The 17,071-nt window shown below is 73.8% G+C and carries 18 protein-coding genes; 6 read left to right on the forward strand and 12 right to left on the reverse strand.

All coding sequences use genetic code 11. The features are described from left to right. Positions 1-101: 101 nt before the first annotated feature. From HDG68_RS07955 to HDG68_RS07975, 5 genes are all read right to left on the reverse strand, one after another. Positions 102-1,007, reverse strand: coding sequence for a hypothetical protein (locus HDG68_RS07955; RefSeq protein ID WP_172150918.1), 906 nt, complete (start codon positions 1,005-1,007; stop codon positions 102-104). Beyond that, complete coding sequence (locus HDG68_RS07960; RefSeq protein WP_172150919.1) at positions 1,004-1,915, reverse strand: FAD-dependent oxidoreductase; 912 nt, start codon at positions 1,913-1,915, stop codon at positions 1,004-1,006. Before HDG68_RS07960 ends, HDG68_RS07955 begins: the two co-directional genes overlap by 4 nt. A 378-nt stretch (positions 1,916-2,293) precedes the next feature. Beyond that, positions 2,294-3,100 carry an amino acid ABC transporter ATP-binding protein gene (locus HDG68_RS07965; protein ID WP_172150920.1) on the reverse strand — a complete coding sequence of 269 codons (807 nt, stop codon included), beginning with the start codon at positions 3,098-3,100 and terminating at the stop codon, positions 2,294-2,296. Beyond that, positions 3,093-3,746 carry an amino acid ABC transporter permease gene (locus HDG68_RS07970; RefSeq protein ID WP_172150921.1) on the reverse strand — a complete coding sequence of 218 codons (654 nt, stop codon included), beginning with the start codon at positions 3,744-3,746 and terminating at the stop codon, positions 3,093-3,095. The genes HDG68_RS07965 and HDG68_RS07970 overlap by 8 nt, the downstream gene beginning before the upstream one ends. After that, positions 3,746-4,558, reverse strand: coding sequence for an amino acid ABC transporter substrate-binding protein (locus HDG68_RS07975; protein ID WP_172150922.1), 813 nt, complete (start codon positions 4,556-4,558; stop codon positions 3,746-3,748). Before HDG68_RS07975 ends, HDG68_RS07970 begins: the two co-directional genes overlap by 1 nt. A gap of 201 nt (positions 4,559-4,759) precedes the next feature. Here HDG68_RS07975 and HDG68_RS07980 point away from each other — a divergent pair, with 201 nt between their 5' ends. The 3 genes from HDG68_RS07980 to HDG68_RS07990 are packed head-to-tail and all read left to right on the forward strand — an operon-like array spanning position 4,760 to position 7,159. Next, complete coding sequence (locus tag HDG68_RS07980) at positions 4,760-5,242, forward strand: heme-degrading domain-containing protein (protein ID WP_172150923.1); 483 nt, start codon at positions 4,760-4,762, stop codon at positions 5,240-5,242. Between the two features lie 23 nt (positions 5,243-5,265). Continuing rightward, positions 5,266-6,807: an amidohydrolase family protein gene (locus tag HDG68_RS07985; RefSeq protein WP_172150924.1), complete on the forward strand. Its 1,542-nt coding sequence runs from the start codon at positions 5,266-5,268 to the stop codon at positions 6,805-6,807. 1 nt (position 6,808) lies between these two features. Continuing rightward, entirely contained in the window at positions 6,809-7,159 is a 351-nt protein-coding gene (locus HDG68_RS07990) for a TraR/DksA C4-type zinc finger protein (protein WP_343037481.1), read from the forward strand. Positions 7,160-7,175: 16 nt separating this feature from the next. Here HDG68_RS07990 and HDG68_RS07995 read toward each other — a convergent pair whose 3' ends face one another. From HDG68_RS07995 to phnD, 6 genes are all read right to left on the reverse strand, one after another. Next, a complete protein-coding gene (locus HDG68_RS07995) occupies positions 7,176-7,892 on the reverse strand; it encodes a DUF4143 domain-containing protein (RefSeq protein ID WP_343037482.1) in 717 nt (238 codons plus the stop codon). Between the two features lie 117 nt (positions 7,893-8,009). Beyond that, positions 8,010-8,669 (reverse strand): TetR/AcrR family transcriptional regulator, encoded by a 660-nt coding sequence (locus HDG68_RS08000; protein WP_343037483.1) that lies wholly within the window; start codon positions 8,667-8,669, stop codon positions 8,010-8,012. Continuing rightward, a complete protein-coding gene (locus HDG68_RS08005) occupies positions 8,666-9,499 on the reverse strand; it encodes a tyrosine-protein phosphatase (protein WP_343037484.1) in 834 nt (277 codons plus the stop codon). The genes HDG68_RS08000 and HDG68_RS08005 overlap by 4 nt, the downstream gene beginning before the upstream one ends. Next, positions 9,496-10,353 carry a phosphonate ABC transporter, permease protein PhnE gene (gene phnE / locus HDG68_RS08010; protein WP_172150925.1) on the reverse strand — a complete coding sequence of 286 codons (858 nt, stop codon included), beginning with the start codon at positions 10,351-10,353 and terminating at the stop codon, positions 9,496-9,498. Before phnE ends, HDG68_RS08005 begins: the two co-directional genes overlap by 4 nt. Beyond that, positions 10,340-11,188, reverse strand: coding sequence for a phosphonate ABC transporter ATP-binding protein (locus HDG68_RS08015; protein WP_172150926.1), 849 nt, complete (start codon positions 11,186-11,188; stop codon positions 10,340-10,342). The genes phnE and HDG68_RS08015 overlap by 14 nt, the downstream gene beginning before the upstream one ends. Then, positions 11,188-12,114: a phosphate/phosphite/phosphonate ABC transporter substrate-binding protein gene (phnD, locus tag HDG68_RS08020; protein ID WP_172150927.1), complete on the reverse strand. Its 927-nt coding sequence runs from the start codon at positions 12,112-12,114 to the stop codon at positions 11,188-11,190. The genes HDG68_RS08015 and phnD overlap by 1 nt, the downstream gene beginning before the upstream one ends. Positions 12,115-12,273: 159 nt before the next feature. Between phnD and HDG68_RS08025 the strand changes: the two genes are divergently transcribed. Next, positions 12,274-12,891 carry a nucleoside/nucleotide kinase family protein gene (locus tag HDG68_RS08025; RefSeq protein WP_172150928.1) on the forward strand — a complete coding sequence of 206 codons (618 nt, stop codon included), beginning with the start codon at positions 12,274-12,276 and terminating at the stop codon, positions 12,889-12,891. Between the two features lie 16 nt (positions 12,892-12,907). On the opposite strand, the gene HDG68_RS08030 is transcribed toward HDG68_RS08025, so the two are convergent. Continuing rightward, positions 12,908-13,651 (reverse strand): VOC family protein, encoded by a 744-nt coding sequence (locus tag HDG68_RS08030; protein WP_172150930.1) that lies wholly within the window; start codon positions 13,649-13,651, stop codon positions 12,908-12,910. 150 nt (positions 13,652-13,801) lie between these two features. Here HDG68_RS08030 and HDG68_RS08035 point away from each other — a divergent pair, with 150 nt between their 5' ends. Both HDG68_RS08035 and HDG68_RS17355 read left to right on the forward strand, forming a co-directional pair. Further along, entirely contained in the window at positions 13,802-15,199 is a 1,398-nt protein-coding gene (locus HDG68_RS08035; RefSeq protein ID WP_172150932.1) for a class-II fumarase/aspartase family protein, read from the forward strand. 114 nt (positions 15,200-15,313) lie between these two features. Next, positions 15,314-16,993: a hypothetical protein gene (locus HDG68_RS17355; RefSeq protein ID WP_172150934.1), complete on the forward strand. Its 1,680-nt coding sequence runs from the start codon at positions 15,314-15,316 to the stop codon at positions 16,991-16,993. The last annotated feature ends 78 nt before the right edge of the window (positions 16,994-17,071 follow it).

Genomic DNA, 17,071 nt, shown 5'->3' on the forward strand with positions numbered 1-17,071 from the left:
AGAATGAAGCGTTTCAAGAGCATCGTGGCACGTGACGCGCGTCACCACAAGAGGAGGTGCGGTGCGACGGCCCGCACGCGCCGGGCGCGTTTTCTACGGCCTCACGGCCGGGCCAGCGCTTCGTCGAGCAGTCGCCCGACCTCGGGGACGGCTGCGTAGCCCGCAGGGCGGTTGTCCAGCACCGTCGCCGCGGCGTGGTGCCCCGGCACCGGATTGACCACGTCCGCGTTCTCGATGGTCAGCGGGCCGGGCAGCGGGAACCCGTCGGCGTCGAGGTCGCGCAGGGTGAGCAGGTCGCGGGGGTCCCGCAGCGCCACCCAGCGCTCGACCGGTGCCGGCCACGTCAACGGTGCGATCGCCTCGACCGCGTCGCGGACCGCCGCGATGGCCAGCGGGGAGCCGAGGGTGACCAGCAACGGCACGTCGTCGAGTCCCGGGGTGGTGGACCGCAGCACGTCGTAGGCGATGACCGACCCCAGCGAGTGGGCGACGATCACGGCCGGTCCGTCCCCGGCGATCGCCGCGGCCACACCGGCGTCGATCGTGGCGCGTGCCTCGGCGTCGGTCAGGTAGACGTACACGTCGCGGACGAACAGGAGCAGCACCGCGCTGCTGAGGTCGGGAACCCAGCGGTCGATTGCGGCGAGCGCCGCCGACAGCGCTGCCCACAGCGACCCGCCGGTGAGCGCCGCGGGTGCGACGGAGGGCTCGGCGGTCGGGACGCCCGCGCTGGTGAGCACCTGCCGCGCCACCGACAGCGCGAACCGCGCGGCGTCCTCGCTGAGCCCCGGCAGGCCGTGGGTGGTGATCGGCGGTGGTTCGTCCCTGCCGACGACGGCGTCGAGCGTGTCGCCGTAGAACACGAACTCGGCGTCGGCGTCGGCGAGGCGCAGCGCCGAGCCGGCCTCGGCGAGCCCGGTGTTCAGTGCGGCGAGCCAGGCGGCCTCGAGGCGTTCGGGGTCGAGGCCGCCGGTGTCCCGGCCGGGGAGCAGCACGAGGCGGGTCACCGGGCCTCCCCGACGAGCGCGACGACCTCCGCGGCGCAGCCCCAGCTGAGCGTGACCCCGGCGCCGCCGTGCCCGTAGCAGTGCACGACGCGGCCCTCGCGTTCGAGCCGCACCTCCGGCCGAGCGGGACGCAGCCCGACGACGTGCCGCAGCACCCGCGCCTCGCGCACCTCGGGTACGAGCCGGGCGGCGCGCTCGAGGATGTCCGCCGCCGTCGCCGCCGAGGGTTCGCGGTCCCACGCGCCGTCGTCGTCGGTACCCCCGACCACCACCTCACCCAGGCGCGGCACCACGTAGGTCGGCCCGGCGGCGTCGAGCCACCAGCGGTCCAGCCCCCACTGCTCGAGCACCACCACCTGCCCGCGCACGGGGTGCACGGTCTCGTCGCCGATCAGGTCACGCGCGCCGAGGCCGGTCGTGTTGACCACGACGCCGCTCTCGGGCATCGCGGTCAGGTCGCGCTGGGTGATGGTGCCGCCGAGCGCCGCGACGCGTGCTGCGAGCCACGCCAGGAAGACGGGCATGTCGATCACGGGGGAGGTGAAGGTCCAGCCGTCGGTGTACGACGGCGGCACGTCGGCCGTGCGGGTCAGCTCGCCGACGGCGTCGCGCCACCACGGGTTGGCCGGTCGCTCGGTGAAGACCTCGGTGCCGGCACGCATCCGGACGCCGGCCCCGGGGTCCGTCGCGGCGAGGTCCGTGAACGTCGAGAACGTGCGGGCCGACCAGGCGGTGACCCGGTCCTGCGGGAACGCGAGGTACGGGTACCAGAGGGCGGCCGAGACCGCGGAGGTGGTGTCCTGCGGCAGGTCGCGGGCGAGCACCTCGACCCGGTGCCCGGCCTCCAGGAGCCGGGCCGCGCAGGTCAGCCCCATGACCCCGGCCCCGACCACCGTCACGTCCGCCATGGGCGCGAGTCTGCCAGAGGAGTCCCCGTCGCCCGGATTGCCGACATCGGCAATCCGGGCGTCGACGGGCGACGAGAGGGTCGTCGAGTGGGGGACGGGCTCAGGCGACGACGCGGGTGTCGTCCAGTGCTTCGAGGGCGCGTCCGCGCACATGGCGTTCGATGGTGCTGTTTACAGCGCCACGGTGCGCGCGATCTGGTGGATCCGCGCCATCTGCGCGGTGAATTCGCAGTCCGATGGTGGTGGATTCGCAGCATCCTGGTGGTGGATCCGCACTGCCCCGACGCCTCAGTCGTGCTGGCCTCGTCTGAGGCTGCGGTTCCGCTGCGGGCGGGTGCCTTGCTCCGCTGCGGCCCCCACCCTGCGCGCACCTCCGCCTCAGTCGAGCGGGTGCAGGATCCGGTGCAGGAACTCCCGGGTCCGCGCCCGGCGCGGCGCCGAGAACATCTGCGCCGGCGCTCCCCGCTCGACCACCACGCCGCCGTCCAGGAACAGCACCTCGTCGGCGACGGCGCGGGCGAACTCCAGCTCGTGGGTGACCACGACCATCGTCCAGCCCTCGTCGGCGAGCTCCTTCATGACGGTCAGCACCTCGCCGACGAGCTCCGGGTCCAGCGACGACGTCGGCTCGTCGAAGAGCAGCAGGTCGGGCTGCAGGGCGAGCGCCCGCACGATGCCGACGCGCTGCTGCTGCCCGCCGGACAGCTCGCGGGGGTAGGCGTCGCGCTTGTCCGCGAGCCCCACCCGGTCCAGGAGCTCCAGCGCCCGGGACTCGGCCTCGGCGCGCGGCACGCCGCGCGTCTGCACCGGTCCTTCGACGACGTTCTGCAGCACCGTCAGGTGCGGGAACAGGTGGTGGTGCTGGAACACCATCGCCGACCGGTCGCGCAGCGACTCCCGCTCGGCGAGGGCCCGGCGTCCGGCACGTCCCCAGGCACGTCGGGGTCCGCCGTCGAAGGTGAGGTCGACGTGCTCGCCGGGGCCGCCGTCGACCACGATGCGGCCGGCGTCGGGCGTGGCGAGGCCGTTCAGCGAGCGCAGCAGGGTGGTCTTGCCGGACCCGGACGGGCCGATGAGCGCGACGACCTCGCCGCGGCGTACGGACAGGTCGACGCCGCGCAGCACGTGGTTCTCGCCGAAGGACAGGTGGATGCCGGTGGCGGTCAGCAGCGGGGCCTCAGACATACTGCTCCAGCTTCCTCTCGAGGCGGGTCTGGCCGAACGACAGCACGGTGCAGAAGATCCAGTACACGAGCGCCGCCTCGGTGTAGATCAGCAGGAAGTCGTTGGTGAACGCGGCGATCTCCTGCGCCTCGCGGAACAGCTCGGTCACCAGGATGAGCGAGGCGAGCGAGGTGTCCTTGACCAGCGAGATGAACGTGTTGGACAGCGGTGGCACGGACACGCGGGCGGCCTGCGGCAGGATGATGCGGCGCAGCGTCCGACGGCGGGACATCCCGACGACGTAGCCGGCCTCCCACTGGCCGGTGGGCACCGAGAGGATGGCGGCGCGGATCACCTCGGCGGCGTACCCGCCGACGTTGAGGGAGAACGCGACGACGGCGCTGGGCCAGGGGTCGATGGTGAGCCCGAGCGACGGCAGCCCGTAGAAGATGACGAAGAGCTGCACGAGCAGGGGCGTGCCGCGGATGGCCGAGACGTACGCCCGGCCCACCCACGCGAGCACCGGGTGGGCCGAGAGGCGCAGCATCGCGACGCCGAGGGCGAGGACGAGCCCGATCGCGAACGAGGAGAGCGCGAGCGGGATCGTCCCCACCAGGCCGCCGCGGACGAGCGGCCAGAACGAGTCGGTGAAGAGCTGGACGTCCATCAGCTCGTGACGTCGGCCCCGAAGTACTCCTGCGAGAGCTCGGCGAGCGTGCCGTCCTCACGCAGGGTGTCCAGCGCGCCGTCGATCGCCTCGGCCAGCGCCGCCCGCTCGGGGGTGACGACGAACCCCATCTCGGAGGTCTCCTCGGTCTCGGCGGCGATCTCGATCGGCGCGTCCGGGTGCTCGGCCTGGTAGTCGAGCACGGTCAGCGTGTCGTTGATCGTGGCGTCCACGCGGCCGGTGCCGAGCAACTCGACGGACTGGGCCCAGCCCTCGACGGCCTCGATCTGCGCGCCGGACTCCTCGGCGAGCGTGCGCCAGTTGCTGGTCAGCGACTGCGCGGCGGTCTTGCCGTCCAGGTCGTCGAAGCTCGTGATCGAGGTGTCGCCCTCGGGCACGACGACGGCGCCGCGGGAGACGGTATACGGCTGGGAGAACTTGTAGTCCTCGAGGCGCTCCGGGGTCATGGACACCTGGTTGGCGATGGTGTCGAAGCGGCCGGCGTCCAGCCCGGCGAAGATCGCGTCCCACTGCGTCTCGGCGAACTCGATCTCGAGGCCCATCTCCTCGGCGACGGCCTCGGCGACCTCGACGTCGTAGCCCACCAGCTCACCGGTCTCGTCATGGAAGGTGAACGGCCGGTAGGTGCCCTCGGTGGCGACGGTCAGGGTGCCGTCCGCGACGAGGTTCAGGTCACCGGAGCCCTCGGCGGCGGTGCTGCCCTCGGACGCGCCGTCTTCGGACGAACCGCAGGCCGCGAGCGCCAGCGCGGTCAGGGTGGCCGTGGCGGTGACGAGCAGGGGGCGTCGCATGAGGGTTCTCCTGTGTGGTGCGCGTGCCCGACGGCGGTGTGTGCCGCAGGCGTGGGCGATCCGGACGGACATATCGACCGGATCGATGGATGGCATCGATGGTCACGATGCTCACGGGCGGCAACGGGGCGCGGGCGCCGCGGCATTCCCGGTGTGAGCGACGACACCCGCCCGCGGCCCGCGACGTGCCAGGCTGTCCCCATGACTGCTGAGGACGCCGCCGCCCTGGTCGCCGAGATCGAGGAGGTCGAGCGCGAGCTCGTCCTGCCCCGGTTCACCCACGACGACGCGTGGCGGCTGGGCTGCCTGCTCGTCGAGCTCGCGACCGACCGGGACCTGCCCGTCACCATCGACATCCGCCGGGGCACCCAGCAGGTGTTCCACGCGGCCCGCGAGGGCACGACGCCGGACAACGACTCCTGGGTGGAGCGCAAGGTGCGCGTCGTGTACCGGTTCGGGGCGTCGTCGTACCTGGTGGGCCGGCGGGCGGCCGCGACGGGCCGCGACTTCAACGACGCCCACCAGCTGCCCCTGCAGGAGTACGCAGCGCACGGCGGCGCGTTCCCGATCCGGGTCGACGGAGCAGGGATCGTGGGTGTCGCCACCGTCTCGGGGCTCGCCCAGGGTGACGACCATGCGCTCGTCGTCGAGGCGCTGCGGGCGTTCGCGGCAACCAGCGCCTGACCCCACCCATTACCGTGTGCGGGGTGACCGTCCTGCACCTCGCGAACGCCCGCCTCGCCGGGCGCCCCGACCGTCCGGTCGACGTGCTGCTCGACGCCGGCCGGGTGGCCGCCGTGCTCCCCGCCGGGGCGGACCTGCCGGCCGCGGAGCCGCCGTCGGGCACCCCCGAGCGCATCGATCTCGAGGGCCGCACCCTCGTACCGGGTCTGTGGGACGCGCACACCCACCTCACGCAGTGGGCGATGGTGCGCCGCCGCCTCGACGTCTCGGACGCCACCGGCCCGGCGCACGCCGCCGCCCTGGTCGGTGCCGCCCTGACCGACCCGGCCCGCCACCCCGCACCCGGGCGGCCGTTCGTCGGGTTCGGCTTCCGTTGGGCCACCTGGGACGACGAACCCACCTCCGACGTGCTGGACGCCGTCGCCGGCGAGATCCCCGTCATCCTGCTCTCCGGCGACCTGCACTCCGCCTGGGCGTCCACCGCCGGGCTGCGCTACCTCGGCATCCACCACCACCCCACCGGGCTGCTGCGGGAGGAGGAGTGGATGCCGGCCTCGCCCGCGATCGTCACCGCCACCGACGCCGAGACCGACGAGCTCGTCGCCGACGCCGCCCGCGCCGCGGCCGCCCGGGGCGTGGTCGGCGTCGTCGACTTCGAGGTCGCCGACAACCTCACCTCCTGGCGGCGCCGCGCCGGCCACGGCTGGGACCGGCTGCGCGTGCGGGCCGCCGTCTGGGAGCAGCACCTCGACGCCGTCGTCGACGCCGCGCTGCGGCACGGCGACCCCCTCACCGGCCACGACCGGGACCTCGTCACCCAGGGCCCGCTCAAGGTCATCTCCGACGGCTCCCTCAACACGCTCACGGCGTTCTGCTTCGAGGACTACGTCGGGTTCCACGGCCCCGACGCGCACGGCATCCTCAACGTCGCCACCGACCACCTCGTGCCCCTCATGGCCCGCGCCCACGACGCCGGCCTGCGCTGCGCCATCCACGCCATCGGCGACCACGCCAACGCCCTCGCGCTGGACGCCTTCGCCGCCTCCGGCGCCCGCGGGTCCGTCGAGCACGCCCAGCTGCTGCACCCCGACGACGTCGCCCGGTTCGCCGCGCTCGGCATCACCGCCAGCGTGCAGCCCGAGCACGCCATGGACGACCGCGACGCCTCCGACGAGCTGTGGGCCGGCCGCACCGACCGCGCCTTCCGGCTCGCCGACCTGCACGCCGCCGGGGTGCCGCTCGCCCTCGGCTCCGACGCGCCCGTCGCCCCGCTCGACCCCTGGTACGCCGTCGCCTCGGCCGTCACCCGATGCCGCGACGGCCGCGACCCGTGGCACCCCGAGCAGCGCATCGATGTCGCGACGGCGCTCGCGGCCTCCACCGACGGGCACGGCACGCAGGTGCGGCCGGGCGGGTCCGCGGACCTGGCGGTGCTGGACGTCGACCCGCTGTCTCTGCCCGACGACGGCACCCCGGCCGGGGCGGTCGGGCTCGCCGAGGCGCTGCGGGAGCTGCCGGTGGCGGGGACGCTCGTGGCCGGCCGGTGGACGCACCGGGAGCTCTGAGGTGTCCGACGGCGCAGCCCCGGACCCGCAGGACGCGTTGCGTGAGCGCCTCGCGATGGTGGAGGACCGGATCGCCCGGCAGCGTGCGCTCGTCGAGGGCATCGTCGACTCGGTACGGGGCGAGAACGTCGACGACGAGCACGATCCCGAAGGGGCGACGCTCGCCTGGGAGCGTCAGCAGGCCGCCGCGCTGCTCGCGGAGGCCGAGTCGGAGCGCGAGGTGCTGCGCGCGGCACTCGACCGGGTCGTCGCCGGCACCTACGGCGTGTGCGAGGTCTGCGGTCGGGCGATCCCTGCGGCCCGGCTCGCGGCGCGGCCGGCGGCGACCCGCTGCGTCGAGCACGCCCGGTGAGCGCCTGTCGCGTGCGCTACGGCCCGAGCAGCGCCAGCGGCACGACAGCGACGCCGTCCTGGCGCCGGTAGGCGTACGGTCCCGTCGTGACCACGACACGGACGGCGAGCGACTCGAACAAGGCCCCGAGCCAGGTGCCGGTGTCGTCACGAGCCGTGACACGGTCCCCTTCTCCGCGCAACAGGCCGTCCTGTGTGACGCCCACGAGTCTCGCCGCGAGCGCCGGGTCCACCAGGTGGTGCTTGGGCGTCCTGGTCAGGCGCTTGAGGGGTGCGAACATCGGAAGCCACGCGGGCAACGGATCGAGGATGAAGAGTCGCGAGAGGTGCTCACGGTAGATGTCGACCGTCTGCCGAGCGGGCTTGTCGCCGCCGCCGGTGGTGGCCGCGTCGAGGATCGTGCTGTACGAGGCATCGGTCGCCGTGGCGGCACCGTAGGCGGCGAGCCAGCTGGTCAGCGCCTCGGGGCGGCGGACGCGGATGCCGTTCTCCGGGAGCTCCCGCTCGACGATCCGGGCCAGGTAGCTGTCGAGCTGGACATGCCTGGCGGTCTCCGGGAGGTGCCGGATCCCGGGGAATCCCGACCGGAGGATCTCGTCGACGTAGTGGGGCAGTCCGACCTCCGACGCCCCGGTGATCTCGGGACGGTGGCCGTCCAGGAGGGCGCGTAGTGAGACGGTCGGTGTGCTGACGGCGCGTTCGGCGAACGACAGGGGGCGCATCTGGAGCGACACGATGCGTCCGGCGCCGGAGTGACGGCCGCCTCTCTATCCAACAAATGGCGACACTTCTATCTAGCAAGCAGCCGGGTCTCTGCTCGACAGATGGTCGGGGGAGGGTTGAGGCTCCCCTCAGGTCCGCGGTGCTGTCGTCCCCCGCGTCATCCCTCGCCAGGCCGTCCGCACCGCTTCCCGGCACCGGTCGACTACCACGGGGTCGGTGAGGGACTCCCCGCGCACCACGTACTGGTAGTAGAAGACCCCGGTGATCAGGTCCATGCTCGCCTCGAGGTCCAGGTCGTCCCGCAGCTCGCCCCGTGCGATGCCCTCGCGCAGCACGGCGACGAGCCCGGACCGGCGTCGGGCGACGTGGGAGCGCCAGTACGCCTGGGCGAGCCGCCGGTCGGACAGGGCCAGGCGCAGCCGCAGGCGGAAACGCCGTTCCGGGTAGTCCCGGCCGGCCGCCCTCGTGTCGGGGGACAGGGCGGCCAGGAGGTTCGTGAGCAGGTCGCCCTCGAGCGAGATGGTGTACGGCTCGCGCCCCACGTCCAGTGCGGCGGCGACGAGGTCCGTCATCGACGGCCAGCGCCGGTAGATCGCGGCCCGCGACACCCCGCTGACCTCGACGACGCGGGACACGGTGACGTCCTGGCCGCGCTCCAGCAGCTCCACGGCGGCGGCGAGGATCTTCTCGTCGTGCCCGGCGGACCGGGGACGACCGGGCCGCCGCCCGGTGCCGCGACGCTGCACGGCACCGGCCGACGGCGCAGGCCGGGTGGTCGTGGTCGTCACGCCGCCCCCGGGCCGACCAGGGCACGCTCGCGCAACCGCGCCACGAGGCCGTCGGTCAGCCCGGCAGCGCGCAGCGGGGTGAGCGGGTCGCCGTGCCGCTCGGCCAGCGCGGCGAGCAGCTCGCGCATCGGCTCGCGGGAGAACCCGGTGCGCAGCGCGGCGCGGGCGGCGTCGTCGAGGTCGAACCCGAACCGGGCCAGCAGCGGTGCCATGACCGGCGCGAGCCGCTCCTGGATCGCGGCGGAGCTCTCGCCCGTTCGGGCGTAGTCCGCCACGATCGCCGCCTCGTCCGCGCCGAGGGCGAGCAGCAGGGCGGCGGCGAGGACGCCGGTGCGGTCCTGCCCGGCCGCGCAGTGGAACGCGACCGCCCCGGGGGAGTGGGCGACGACGGCCAGTGCGGTCACGATCTGCGCCGCGGCGCCCTCGAACATCCGCAGGTACATCGCACCGAACCGGGACTGGTCCATCATCTCGGCCGGGTCGGGTGCGCCGTCGGTGCCGGTGAGGTCGCCGGAGGCGGCCCCGATGTCGGCCAGGAACGGCACGTGGTGGTAGGTCACCTCGGATCGCGTGGCGAGCGGGCCGCGACCGGTGACGGCGACCTCGTCGGCGGAGCGCAGGTCGACGACGGCGCGCAGCCCGCCGGCCACCAGCGCGTCGACGGTGTCCTGGTCCGCGGTGGACAGGTCGTCGGCCCGCAGCGCGACGCCGGTGCGCACCGTGCCGCCGTCGACGGCGATTCCGCCGAGGTCGCGCAGGTTGACCGGCGCGGTCAGGGGGATCCGCGGGGCGGTGGGGGAGTCGGGCAGGGTGGTGTCGAGCGTGGTCACGTGATCTTCCTCCGGATGACGGCGCTGATCTGGTCGATGACCGTGACCAGCACGATGATGCAGATGACGATCGCGGACAGGTGCCCGTAGTCGTACATCTTCATGGCGGTGGTGAGCTCGAGGCCGATGCCGCCCGCGCCGACCATCCCCAGGATGGTGGCGCCGCGGACGTTGCCCTCGAACAGCAGGAGCGTGTAGGACACGAGCAGCGGGCCGGCCTGCGGCAGGATCCCGTACTGCACGACCTGGCGCTTCGAGGCGCCGACGGACTGCATGGCGGTCACGGGGCCGGTGTCGACGGCCTCCATGGCCTCGGCGAACACCTTGCCGATGGATCCGACCGAGCCGATCGTCATGGCGAGGATGCCGGCGAACGGCCCGAGCCCGACGGCGGAGACGAACATGAGGGCGAACACCAGGTCCGGCAGGGACCGGATGACGTTCATGGTCCAGCGGCACGGGTAGTACACCCAGCGCGGGGCGATGTTCGACGCGGCGCCGAACGCCATGAACAACGACAGCCCGGCGCCGAGGGCCGTGCCGACGATCGCCATCTGCAGCGTCTCGACGAGCTGGTCGACGATGACGTCGAGCTCGTCCCACGTGGGCGGGAACATGCGGGTGAGGAACTCGGCCATGTTGGCTGCACCCTCGCCGAGCTTCGCGAAGTCGAACTGGGCGCCCACGGCGGACCAGTACAGGATCGCCAGGGCGACCGGCACGCCCAGCAGGAACCGGGCGCGGGGGACGGTGAACGCCCGCTCCAGCCGGTCCCGCTCCGCCGTCGACAACGGTTCGGCGGCGTGCTCGCGGTGCCCGCCACCGGGGCGCGGGCGGGTGTCAGTGCTGGTCATCGGTCTCCTCCTCGACGCCCTCGTAGACGACGGCGAGCGCCTCGGCGTCCAGGGACGCCGTCGGGGCGGAGACGAGGACCTCGCCGTGGCGCAGCCCGACGACGCGGTCGGAGTGCTCCAGCGCGAGCGGCAGCACGTGCAGGCTCACCAGCACGGGGATGCCGTCCTCGCGGGCGATCTCCTGCAGCAGCTCGAGTACCGAGTGCGACATCCTGGGGTCGAGGGACGCGACCGGTTCGTCGGCGAGGACGACCCGCGGCTGCTGCATCAGCGCGCGGGCGATCGCGACGCGCTGCTGCTGCCCGCCGGAGAGGGTGCGGGCCTGGTCGTTCGCCTTGTGCGCGATGCCGACGCGGTCGAGCAGGGCCATCGCCCGCCGGCGGTGCGCCGAGCCGAACCCGCCCACCCAGTTCAGGGGACCGGCGTCGTGCAGGGCGCCGGTGAGCACGTTGGTGAGCACGGACAGCCGCCCGACCAGGTTGAACTGCTGGAACACCTGCCCGACGTCGGCACGCACGCGCCGCAGCTCGCCCCGGCGCAGCCGCGTCAGGTCGTGGCCGGCGACGTCGACGCTGCCCGCGACGACCGGCGCGAAGCCCGTCAGCGCCCGCATGAGCGTCGACTTGCCGGAGCCCGAGGAGCCGAGCAGCGCGACCGTCTCGCCGGGGGCGAGGTCGAGGTCGACGCCGTCGAGCACCACGGGTCCGTCGCCGTAGGCGACGCGCAGCCCGCGGACGGTGACGAGGGAGTCGGCCGACGACGCCGCGCTCGTGGTGGTAGCGGCGAGCCCCGCGGACACGGTGGTCCGCGCGGGTCGGTGGATCGTCGTGGTCATCAGCCCAGGTCCGAGATGTCGACGTCGGCGATCGCGGCGATGTCCACGAACGGCTGGAAGATCTCGTCGTCGGGCTCCAGGATCGGCTCGGTGCCCTGCATCGCCTCGAGCATGGCGCCGAGCTGATCGGCGTTCTCCTCGGTGAACACGGTCGGCAGCGCCTCGAGCAGGTCGGCGCGCTTGTCGTCCGCGAGCTGCTGGTCGGCGAGCACGGTGACCGCGACGGGCATCGAGTCGCTGACGCCGATGGACCGGGTCTCGCCCTCGTCGAACGGGAACATCGGGTTGTCCTGCCCGGCCATCGTCGGGAAGATCGTCGAGGTGCAGGCGACGTCCACCTGGCCCTCGGCGAGCGCGATGAACGACATGTCGTGGCCGCCGGAGAACATCGACGTGTAGTCGACGTCCTGCTCCAGGCCTGCCTCGTGGAGCATGGCCGTGGGCATGAAGTAGCCGGAGCTCGACGCCGGGTCGGCGAACGCGACGACCGTCTCGGGGGTGACGTCCTCCAGGGACTGCAGCTCGGAGTCGTCCATCACCAGGCAGGTGGAGACCGGGTCGTCGTTGCCGGGCCAGGCGATCAGGGAGTCGACCTCGCCGGTGTTGACCGCCAGCGCGGACGGGAAGCCGCTCATGAAGCCGATGTCGACGTGGTGGTTGCGCAGCGCCTCCACGACGGCGGTGTAGTCGGGCACGTCGACGATCTCGACCTCGCGGCCGGTCTCGGCGGTGACGAGCTCGGCGAAGGCCTCGATGGGGTTCTCCGCGCCCGGGTCGTCCCCGAGCGGGGTCGTCGCGAACGTGATCGGCGCGTCGGGGTCCGACGCCGCGACGGCGTCGTCGGCCTCGGCGTCGGCCGAGCAGGCGGTCAGGACCAGGGATCCGAGGCCGAGAAGGACGAGGGCGGGCAGGGCGCGGGCGCGCATGGCGGGTCCTTTCGAACGGGTGCCGCGAGGGCGGGACGAGGTATCGCGACTGGCGATGCCGGAATCACATCGCGCCCAGGTGTCCGCGAATTACGAGACCGCCGTACCCCGAAAGAAATCCTCGGTGAACATCCGATGGCGCCGTGTGAGCATGGGCGGATGCGGGTGGAGCCGGTCACGTACGACGCCGCGGTGGCCCGTGTGGTCGATCGCGTCCTGGACCGCGGCCCCGGCCCGGTCCGGGTGCTGGTCGACGGCCACCCCTCCACCGGACCCGGACGGTTCGCCGACGCGGTCGCCGGCCCGCTGCGCGTGGCCGGGCGTCCGGTCGCCCGGGTCGCGGTCCGCGACTTCCTGCTGGCGCGGTCGCTGCGCCTCGAGACCGGTCGACGCGACCCCGACGCCCTGCTGGACACCTGGATCGACGTCGGTGGCCTCAACCGCGAGGTGCTGCGCTCCGTCGTGGACCGCGGCCGCTGGCTCCCGAGCCTGCGCGACCCCGACACCGGGCGGTCGACCCGCGCGCCCTACCGGGACGCGCCGCCCGGCACCGTCGCCCTGCTCGACGGATCGCTCGCCGTCGGCCGGGGCCTCGACGTCGACCTGGTGGTGCACCTCGCCCTGAGCCCCGCGACCGAGACGCGCCGCACCGACCTGACGGACGCCTGGCAGCTCGCCGCGTACGGCCGCTACCGGCGAGAGGCCGCTCCGGAGCGGCGTGCCGACGTCGTCGTCCGCCTCGACCATCCCGACCGCCCGGCGCTGCTGCGGCAGTGACGGCTCCGGCGGGACCTCAGAACTGGCACAGGCAGAACGGATGGCCGGCGGGGTCGGCGAAGACGCGGAACGCCCGGCCCTCGCCGGGCAGCCGGGTGGCCCCCGCCGCCAGGGCGCGCTCCTGCGCCTCGTCCTGGCTCAGCGGGCCGATCGACAGGTCCAGGTGTCCCTGCTGGGGCGCCGCCGGGTCCGGCCAGCGCGGCGGCGCGTAGTCGGCAACCTGCTGGAACAGCAGCGCGCGAGGACCCGAGAGCATCGCCATGCCGTCGGCGTCGTGGACCACCTCCGCCCCGACCAGACGGGCCCAGAACGCCGCCGCGGCGGAGGCGTCCGGCACGTCGAAGGTCAGCCCTATGACGGTGAGGCTGCCGACGTCCTCGGCGAGGCAGAGGTCGAAGGGGTGGCCGGACGGGTCGGCGAGCGTCGTCCACCGCTCGTTCTCGCGCAGCACCGTCGCCCCCAGCGCCTCCGCCCGTGCCACGGCCACGGCGACGTCGGGCACGAGCAGGTCCAGGTGGAGCTGCTGCGGACGCTCCTGCCCGGGCCATCGCGGTGCCACGAGGTCCGGGGCGGGCTGGAAGGCCAGCGACCAGCCGCCGGGCAGCGCGAGCGTGATCCAGCCGTCGTCGTCGGTCTGCTCCACGATCCCGCCGGTCAGGTAGCGCCAGAACGCCGCCGACCCCTGCGGGTCGGGGGTGTCGAGCACGAGCGCGTCGACCGTCCCCGCGGGTCCGGCCGAGGCCGGTGCGGTCGCATCCATCGGGACTCCAATCGTCCGGGGTTCGACGGGTCCAGTGTGACCTGCGCCACCGACATCACGGACCGTCGGGGCCCGGACGTCTCACACGCCCGCAACATCGCTGCGGCAGAATGCACAGGGCACCGGTCGCGGGCACCAGGGAGGCCACCAATGATCGTCGCGCCGTTCGGACGCTTCACCGAGGGTCGGGTCCCCGACCCCGGGATCGCGGCGCTGTTCACGCGGGAGAACCGGTGGCAGGCCCGGCTCGACGTCGAGGCGGCGCTCGCCCTGGCGGAGGCCGACGCGGGGGTGATCCCGAAGGAGTCGGCCCGGGCGATCGCCCTGACGGCGCGGATCGAGAAGCTCGACATCAAACGAGTCCTCGAGGCGACGGCGTCGGCGAGCCACCCGCTGGTGCCGCTCATCGAGGAGTTCGCCCGCACCGTCGGCTCCAAGCACGGCGGCTGGGTCCACTGGGGCGCCACGACGCAGAACATCACCCAGACCGCGGACGTGCTGGTGCTGCGTGACGCCCACCGTGCGATCCTGCAGCAGCTCGGCCGCGTGCTGCGGTCCGCGGCGGTGCTCGCCGACGACTCGGCCGACCTGCCGATGGCGGGGCGCACCCACTCCCAGCACGCGGTGCCCGTGACCTTCGGGTTCAAGGTGGCCGTGTGGATCGACCAGCTCGTGGCGCACACCGAACGCCTCGAACGACTGGACGACCGGCTGTTCTGCGTGCTCATGGGCGGCGCCGCGGGGACGTTCGCGTCGTTCGGGGACGCCGGCCGGGTCATCGAGGCCGGGGTGGCGCACCGGCTCGGCCTGCACCCGATGCGCGTGCCGTCGCGGTCCGTCAACGACGGCATCGTCGAGCTCGTGCTCGTCCTGGCGCAGCTCGCCGGCACGATCGGCAAGATCGGCAAGGACGTGTACGCGCTCATGCAGCCGGAGTTCGGCGAGGCGTCGGAGCCGGTGCCGGAGGGCACCGTCGGGTCCTCGACGATGCCGCACAAGCGCAACCCGCAGCTCGCCCTGGACCTGCTGACCATGTCCGCCGAGCTGCGGGCGCTGGCCGCGCCCGCGCTGGAGTCGATGCTGCACGACCAGGAGGCGAACGGCGCGATGACGGCGCTGCTCGAGGACGTCTCGGCGTCGGCGGCGGTGCTCGCGGGCGACATGCTCGCCCGGCTTGAGGTGATCGTGTCGGGGCTCGAGCTCAACCCGGCGCGGATGCGGGCCAACATCCGCCTGTCCGAGGGGATGATCGGCTCGGAGGCCCTCATGCTCGCGCTGGGGGAGGAGATCGGGCGGCAGAAGGCGCACGACATCGTCTTCGAGGTGGCCCAGGCCGCGCCGCAGAGCGGCAAGCCGTTCCTGGAGCTGCTGCAGGCCGACCCCGTCGTGGGTGCCGCGTTCACCGAGTCCGAGCTCCGTGAGCTCATCGATCCGGCCGCCTACCTGGGGCTGAGCCAGCAGATCGCCCGCGAGCTCGCGGGGTGTGCCGTCCGCACCTCCGACCGGCTCCGACGGCTCCCCGAGCGGACCCCGGTGATGACGCGCTGAACGTGCCGCACGCCGGCGCGCCGGTGCGTTCGGGTTGCAGAGACTGGTTGCCTGCGGCACAGTGACGTGAGTCACGGTCCTGACCGGGACTGATGTGCGACAGCAGGGGGAAGCATGACGCGCACCAGCGCCGCGACGCAGGCACGGCGCCTGCCGCGCTGGTCCCTGCGCGCCCTCGGGGTCACGCTCGGCGCCGTGACGACCACCTTCTGCCTGGCGTCCACCGCCGCCGCCGACGACCGCTCCGGCGAGGAGTCGGGCGGTCTGCTCAGCGGCGTGGTCGAGACCGTCGGCAAGACCACCGAGGCCGTCACCAAGCCGGTCACCGAGGTGACCGAGCAGGTCGCGGACTCCGTCGAGAAGGCCGCCGACCGGGTCCAGGAACGCCGCGAGGCGCGTGCCGAGCAGCGCCGAGACCGCGTCGAGAAGGCCCAGGACGCCGTCGAGAAGGTCGTCGAGCCCGCTCCTCGACCCGAGAAGCCCGCCCCAGCGAAGCCCGCCCCAGCGAAGCCGGCCCCGGAGAAGGCGGCAGAGAAGGTCCCTGCCAAGGCCGCCGACAAGGCCGACCGGCCCGCGAAGCCGTCGAAGCCGGCGCCCGAGCAGACCAAGCAGACCAAGCAGTCTGAGCAGGTCGAGCAGGTCGAGCAGGTCGAGCAGGCCGAGCAGCCCGAGAAGAAGGCCGCGAAGCAGCCGGCGAAGGCCCCGGACGAGGCGGACCCGGAGCGCGACGCCGACCGTCCTACCGACGTGGCCGCCGAGCCGGTCGCCGGGGTCGCCGAGGCCGTCGCGCCGACGACGTCGGCGGTGGGTTCCGCCGTCGAGCAGGTCGTCGCACCCGTCGGGGCGGTCACGACGCCCGTCGGGGAGACGGTCGGAGGGCTCGTGGGTGGGCTCATGGGCCCGCTGGCCGAGCCGCTGGACACCGTGGGCGAGACCGTCGGCACCGTCACCCGGCCCCTGGAGCCCGTCGTGGCGCCGGTGGGTGAGGTGGTCGCCCCGGTGACCGGTGCCGTCGGCGCTGTCGTCGCCCCCGTCACGGAAGCGGCCGGGCCCGTGGTCGGCGTGCTGGGCCCGGTCCTCGAGCCGCTCGGCCCCGTCGTCGGCGGGGTGACCGACCCGGTCCTGGGTTCGCTCGACCCCGTGCTGGACCCGGTCCTCGACCCGTTGGACCCGGTGCTCGACCCGGCCGACCCGGTGGTCGACGTCGCCCGTCCGCCTGACGCCGGCGACGGCGACGACGCGGACGGCGGGTCCGTCCCCGGCGGTGGGACCGGCGCGACGGGCGGCTCGGACGGCAGCACGCCCGGCGTCCCCGGGGGAGCCGCCGAGCCCGGCGCTGACGCCCCGGCCGAGCCCGCCGCGCCCGGCGGGTCGACGTCCGGCAGCTCGACGGACCCGACGCCGTCCTCGCCCCTCGCCGACGACCCCGCCGAGCAGGCGGCCTCGGCAGCGGCGCTCGAGACCTCCGCGACCGACGGCTCGGTCGTCCTCGGCCCGCAGCTCTCCGTCGCGGACACGGCCGAGGCGGAGTCGATCTCGGCAGCCGACGCGGAGTCGTCCACGACGTCCTCGGCGACGTCGTACGACGGCGGTGCGCCGGCCGCCGACGCGGCCCAGGTGGCCGCCTCCGGCGGGTCCTCCGGGTCGGCCCGAGGCGCTTCCGGCGCCGGTGACGCCGGCGCAGAGCTGGCGGGCGGGCCGGACGCCGGTGCCGTGCACTGGCTGGTCCCCGCCGAGGACACCTTCGTCCACCTTCCGGTTCCCCACTTCGAGATCCCTGTCTCTCCTGCCTGACGTGGCTGCGCCGCGCCTCTGAGCGCGGCATTCCGCGGGCGGCGTCCGCCGTACCGCTCACACGTCAGGAACAGGAGA

This window comes from Isoptericola chiayiensis (genome assembly GCF_013149805.1).
Lineage (GTDB): Bacteria > Actinomycetota > Actinomycetes > Actinomycetales > Cellulomonadaceae > Isoptericola > Isoptericola chiayiensis.

What these genes read in the sequence shown, in the direction of transcription:
- phnD (WP_172150927.1), bottom strand. Translation starts at nt 12,114, where the DNA reads ATGCGCGCCCGCGCCCTGCCCGCCCTCGTCCTTCTCGGCCTCGGATCC.
- HDG68_RS07970 (WP_172150921.1), bottom strand. Translation starts at nt 3,746, where the DNA reads ATGGACGTCCAGCTCTTCACCGACTCGTTCTGGCCGCTCGTCCGCGGC.
- phnE (WP_172150925.1), bottom strand. Translation starts at nt 10,353, where the DNA reads ATGACCAGCACTGACACCCGCCCGCGCCCCGGTGGCGGGCACCGCGAG.
- HDG68_RS08030 (WP_172150930.1), bottom strand. Translation starts at nt 13,651, where the DNA reads ATGGATGCGACCGCACCGGCCTCGGCCGGACCCGCGGGGACGGTCGAC.
- HDG68_RS07980 (WP_172150923.1), top strand. Translation starts at nt 4,760, where the DNA reads ATGACTGCTGAGGACGCCGCCGCCCTGGTCGCCGAGATCGAGGAGGTC.
- HDG68_RS08025 (WP_172150928.1), top strand. Translation starts at nt 12,274, where the DNA reads ATGCGGGTGGAGCCGGTCACGTACGACGCCGCGGTGGCCCGTGTGGTC.
- HDG68_RS07960 (WP_172150919.1), bottom strand. Translation starts at nt 1,915, where the DNA reads ATGGCGGACGTGACGGTGGTCGGGGCCGGGGTCATGGGGCTGACCTGC.
- HDG68_RS17355 (WP_172150934.1), top strand. Translation starts at nt 15,314, where the DNA reads ATGACGCGCACCAGCGCCGCGACGCAGGCACGGCGCCTGCCGCGCTGG.
- HDG68_RS08015 (WP_172150926.1), bottom strand. Translation starts at nt 11,188, where the DNA reads ATGACCACGACGATCCACCGACCCGCGCGGACCACCGTGTCCGCGGGG.
- HDG68_RS08035 (WP_172150932.1), top strand. Translation starts at nt 13,802, where the DNA reads ATGATCGTCGCGCCGTTCGGACGCTTCACCGAGGGTCGGGTCCCCGAC.
- HDG68_RS07975 (WP_172150922.1), bottom strand. Translation starts at nt 4,558, where the DNA reads ATGCGACGCCCCCTGCTCGTCACCGCCACGGCCACCCTGACCGCGCTG.
- HDG68_RS07965 (WP_172150920.1), bottom strand. Translation starts at nt 3,100, where the DNA reads ATGTCTGAGGCCCCGCTGCTGACCGCCACCGGCATCCACCTGTCCTTC.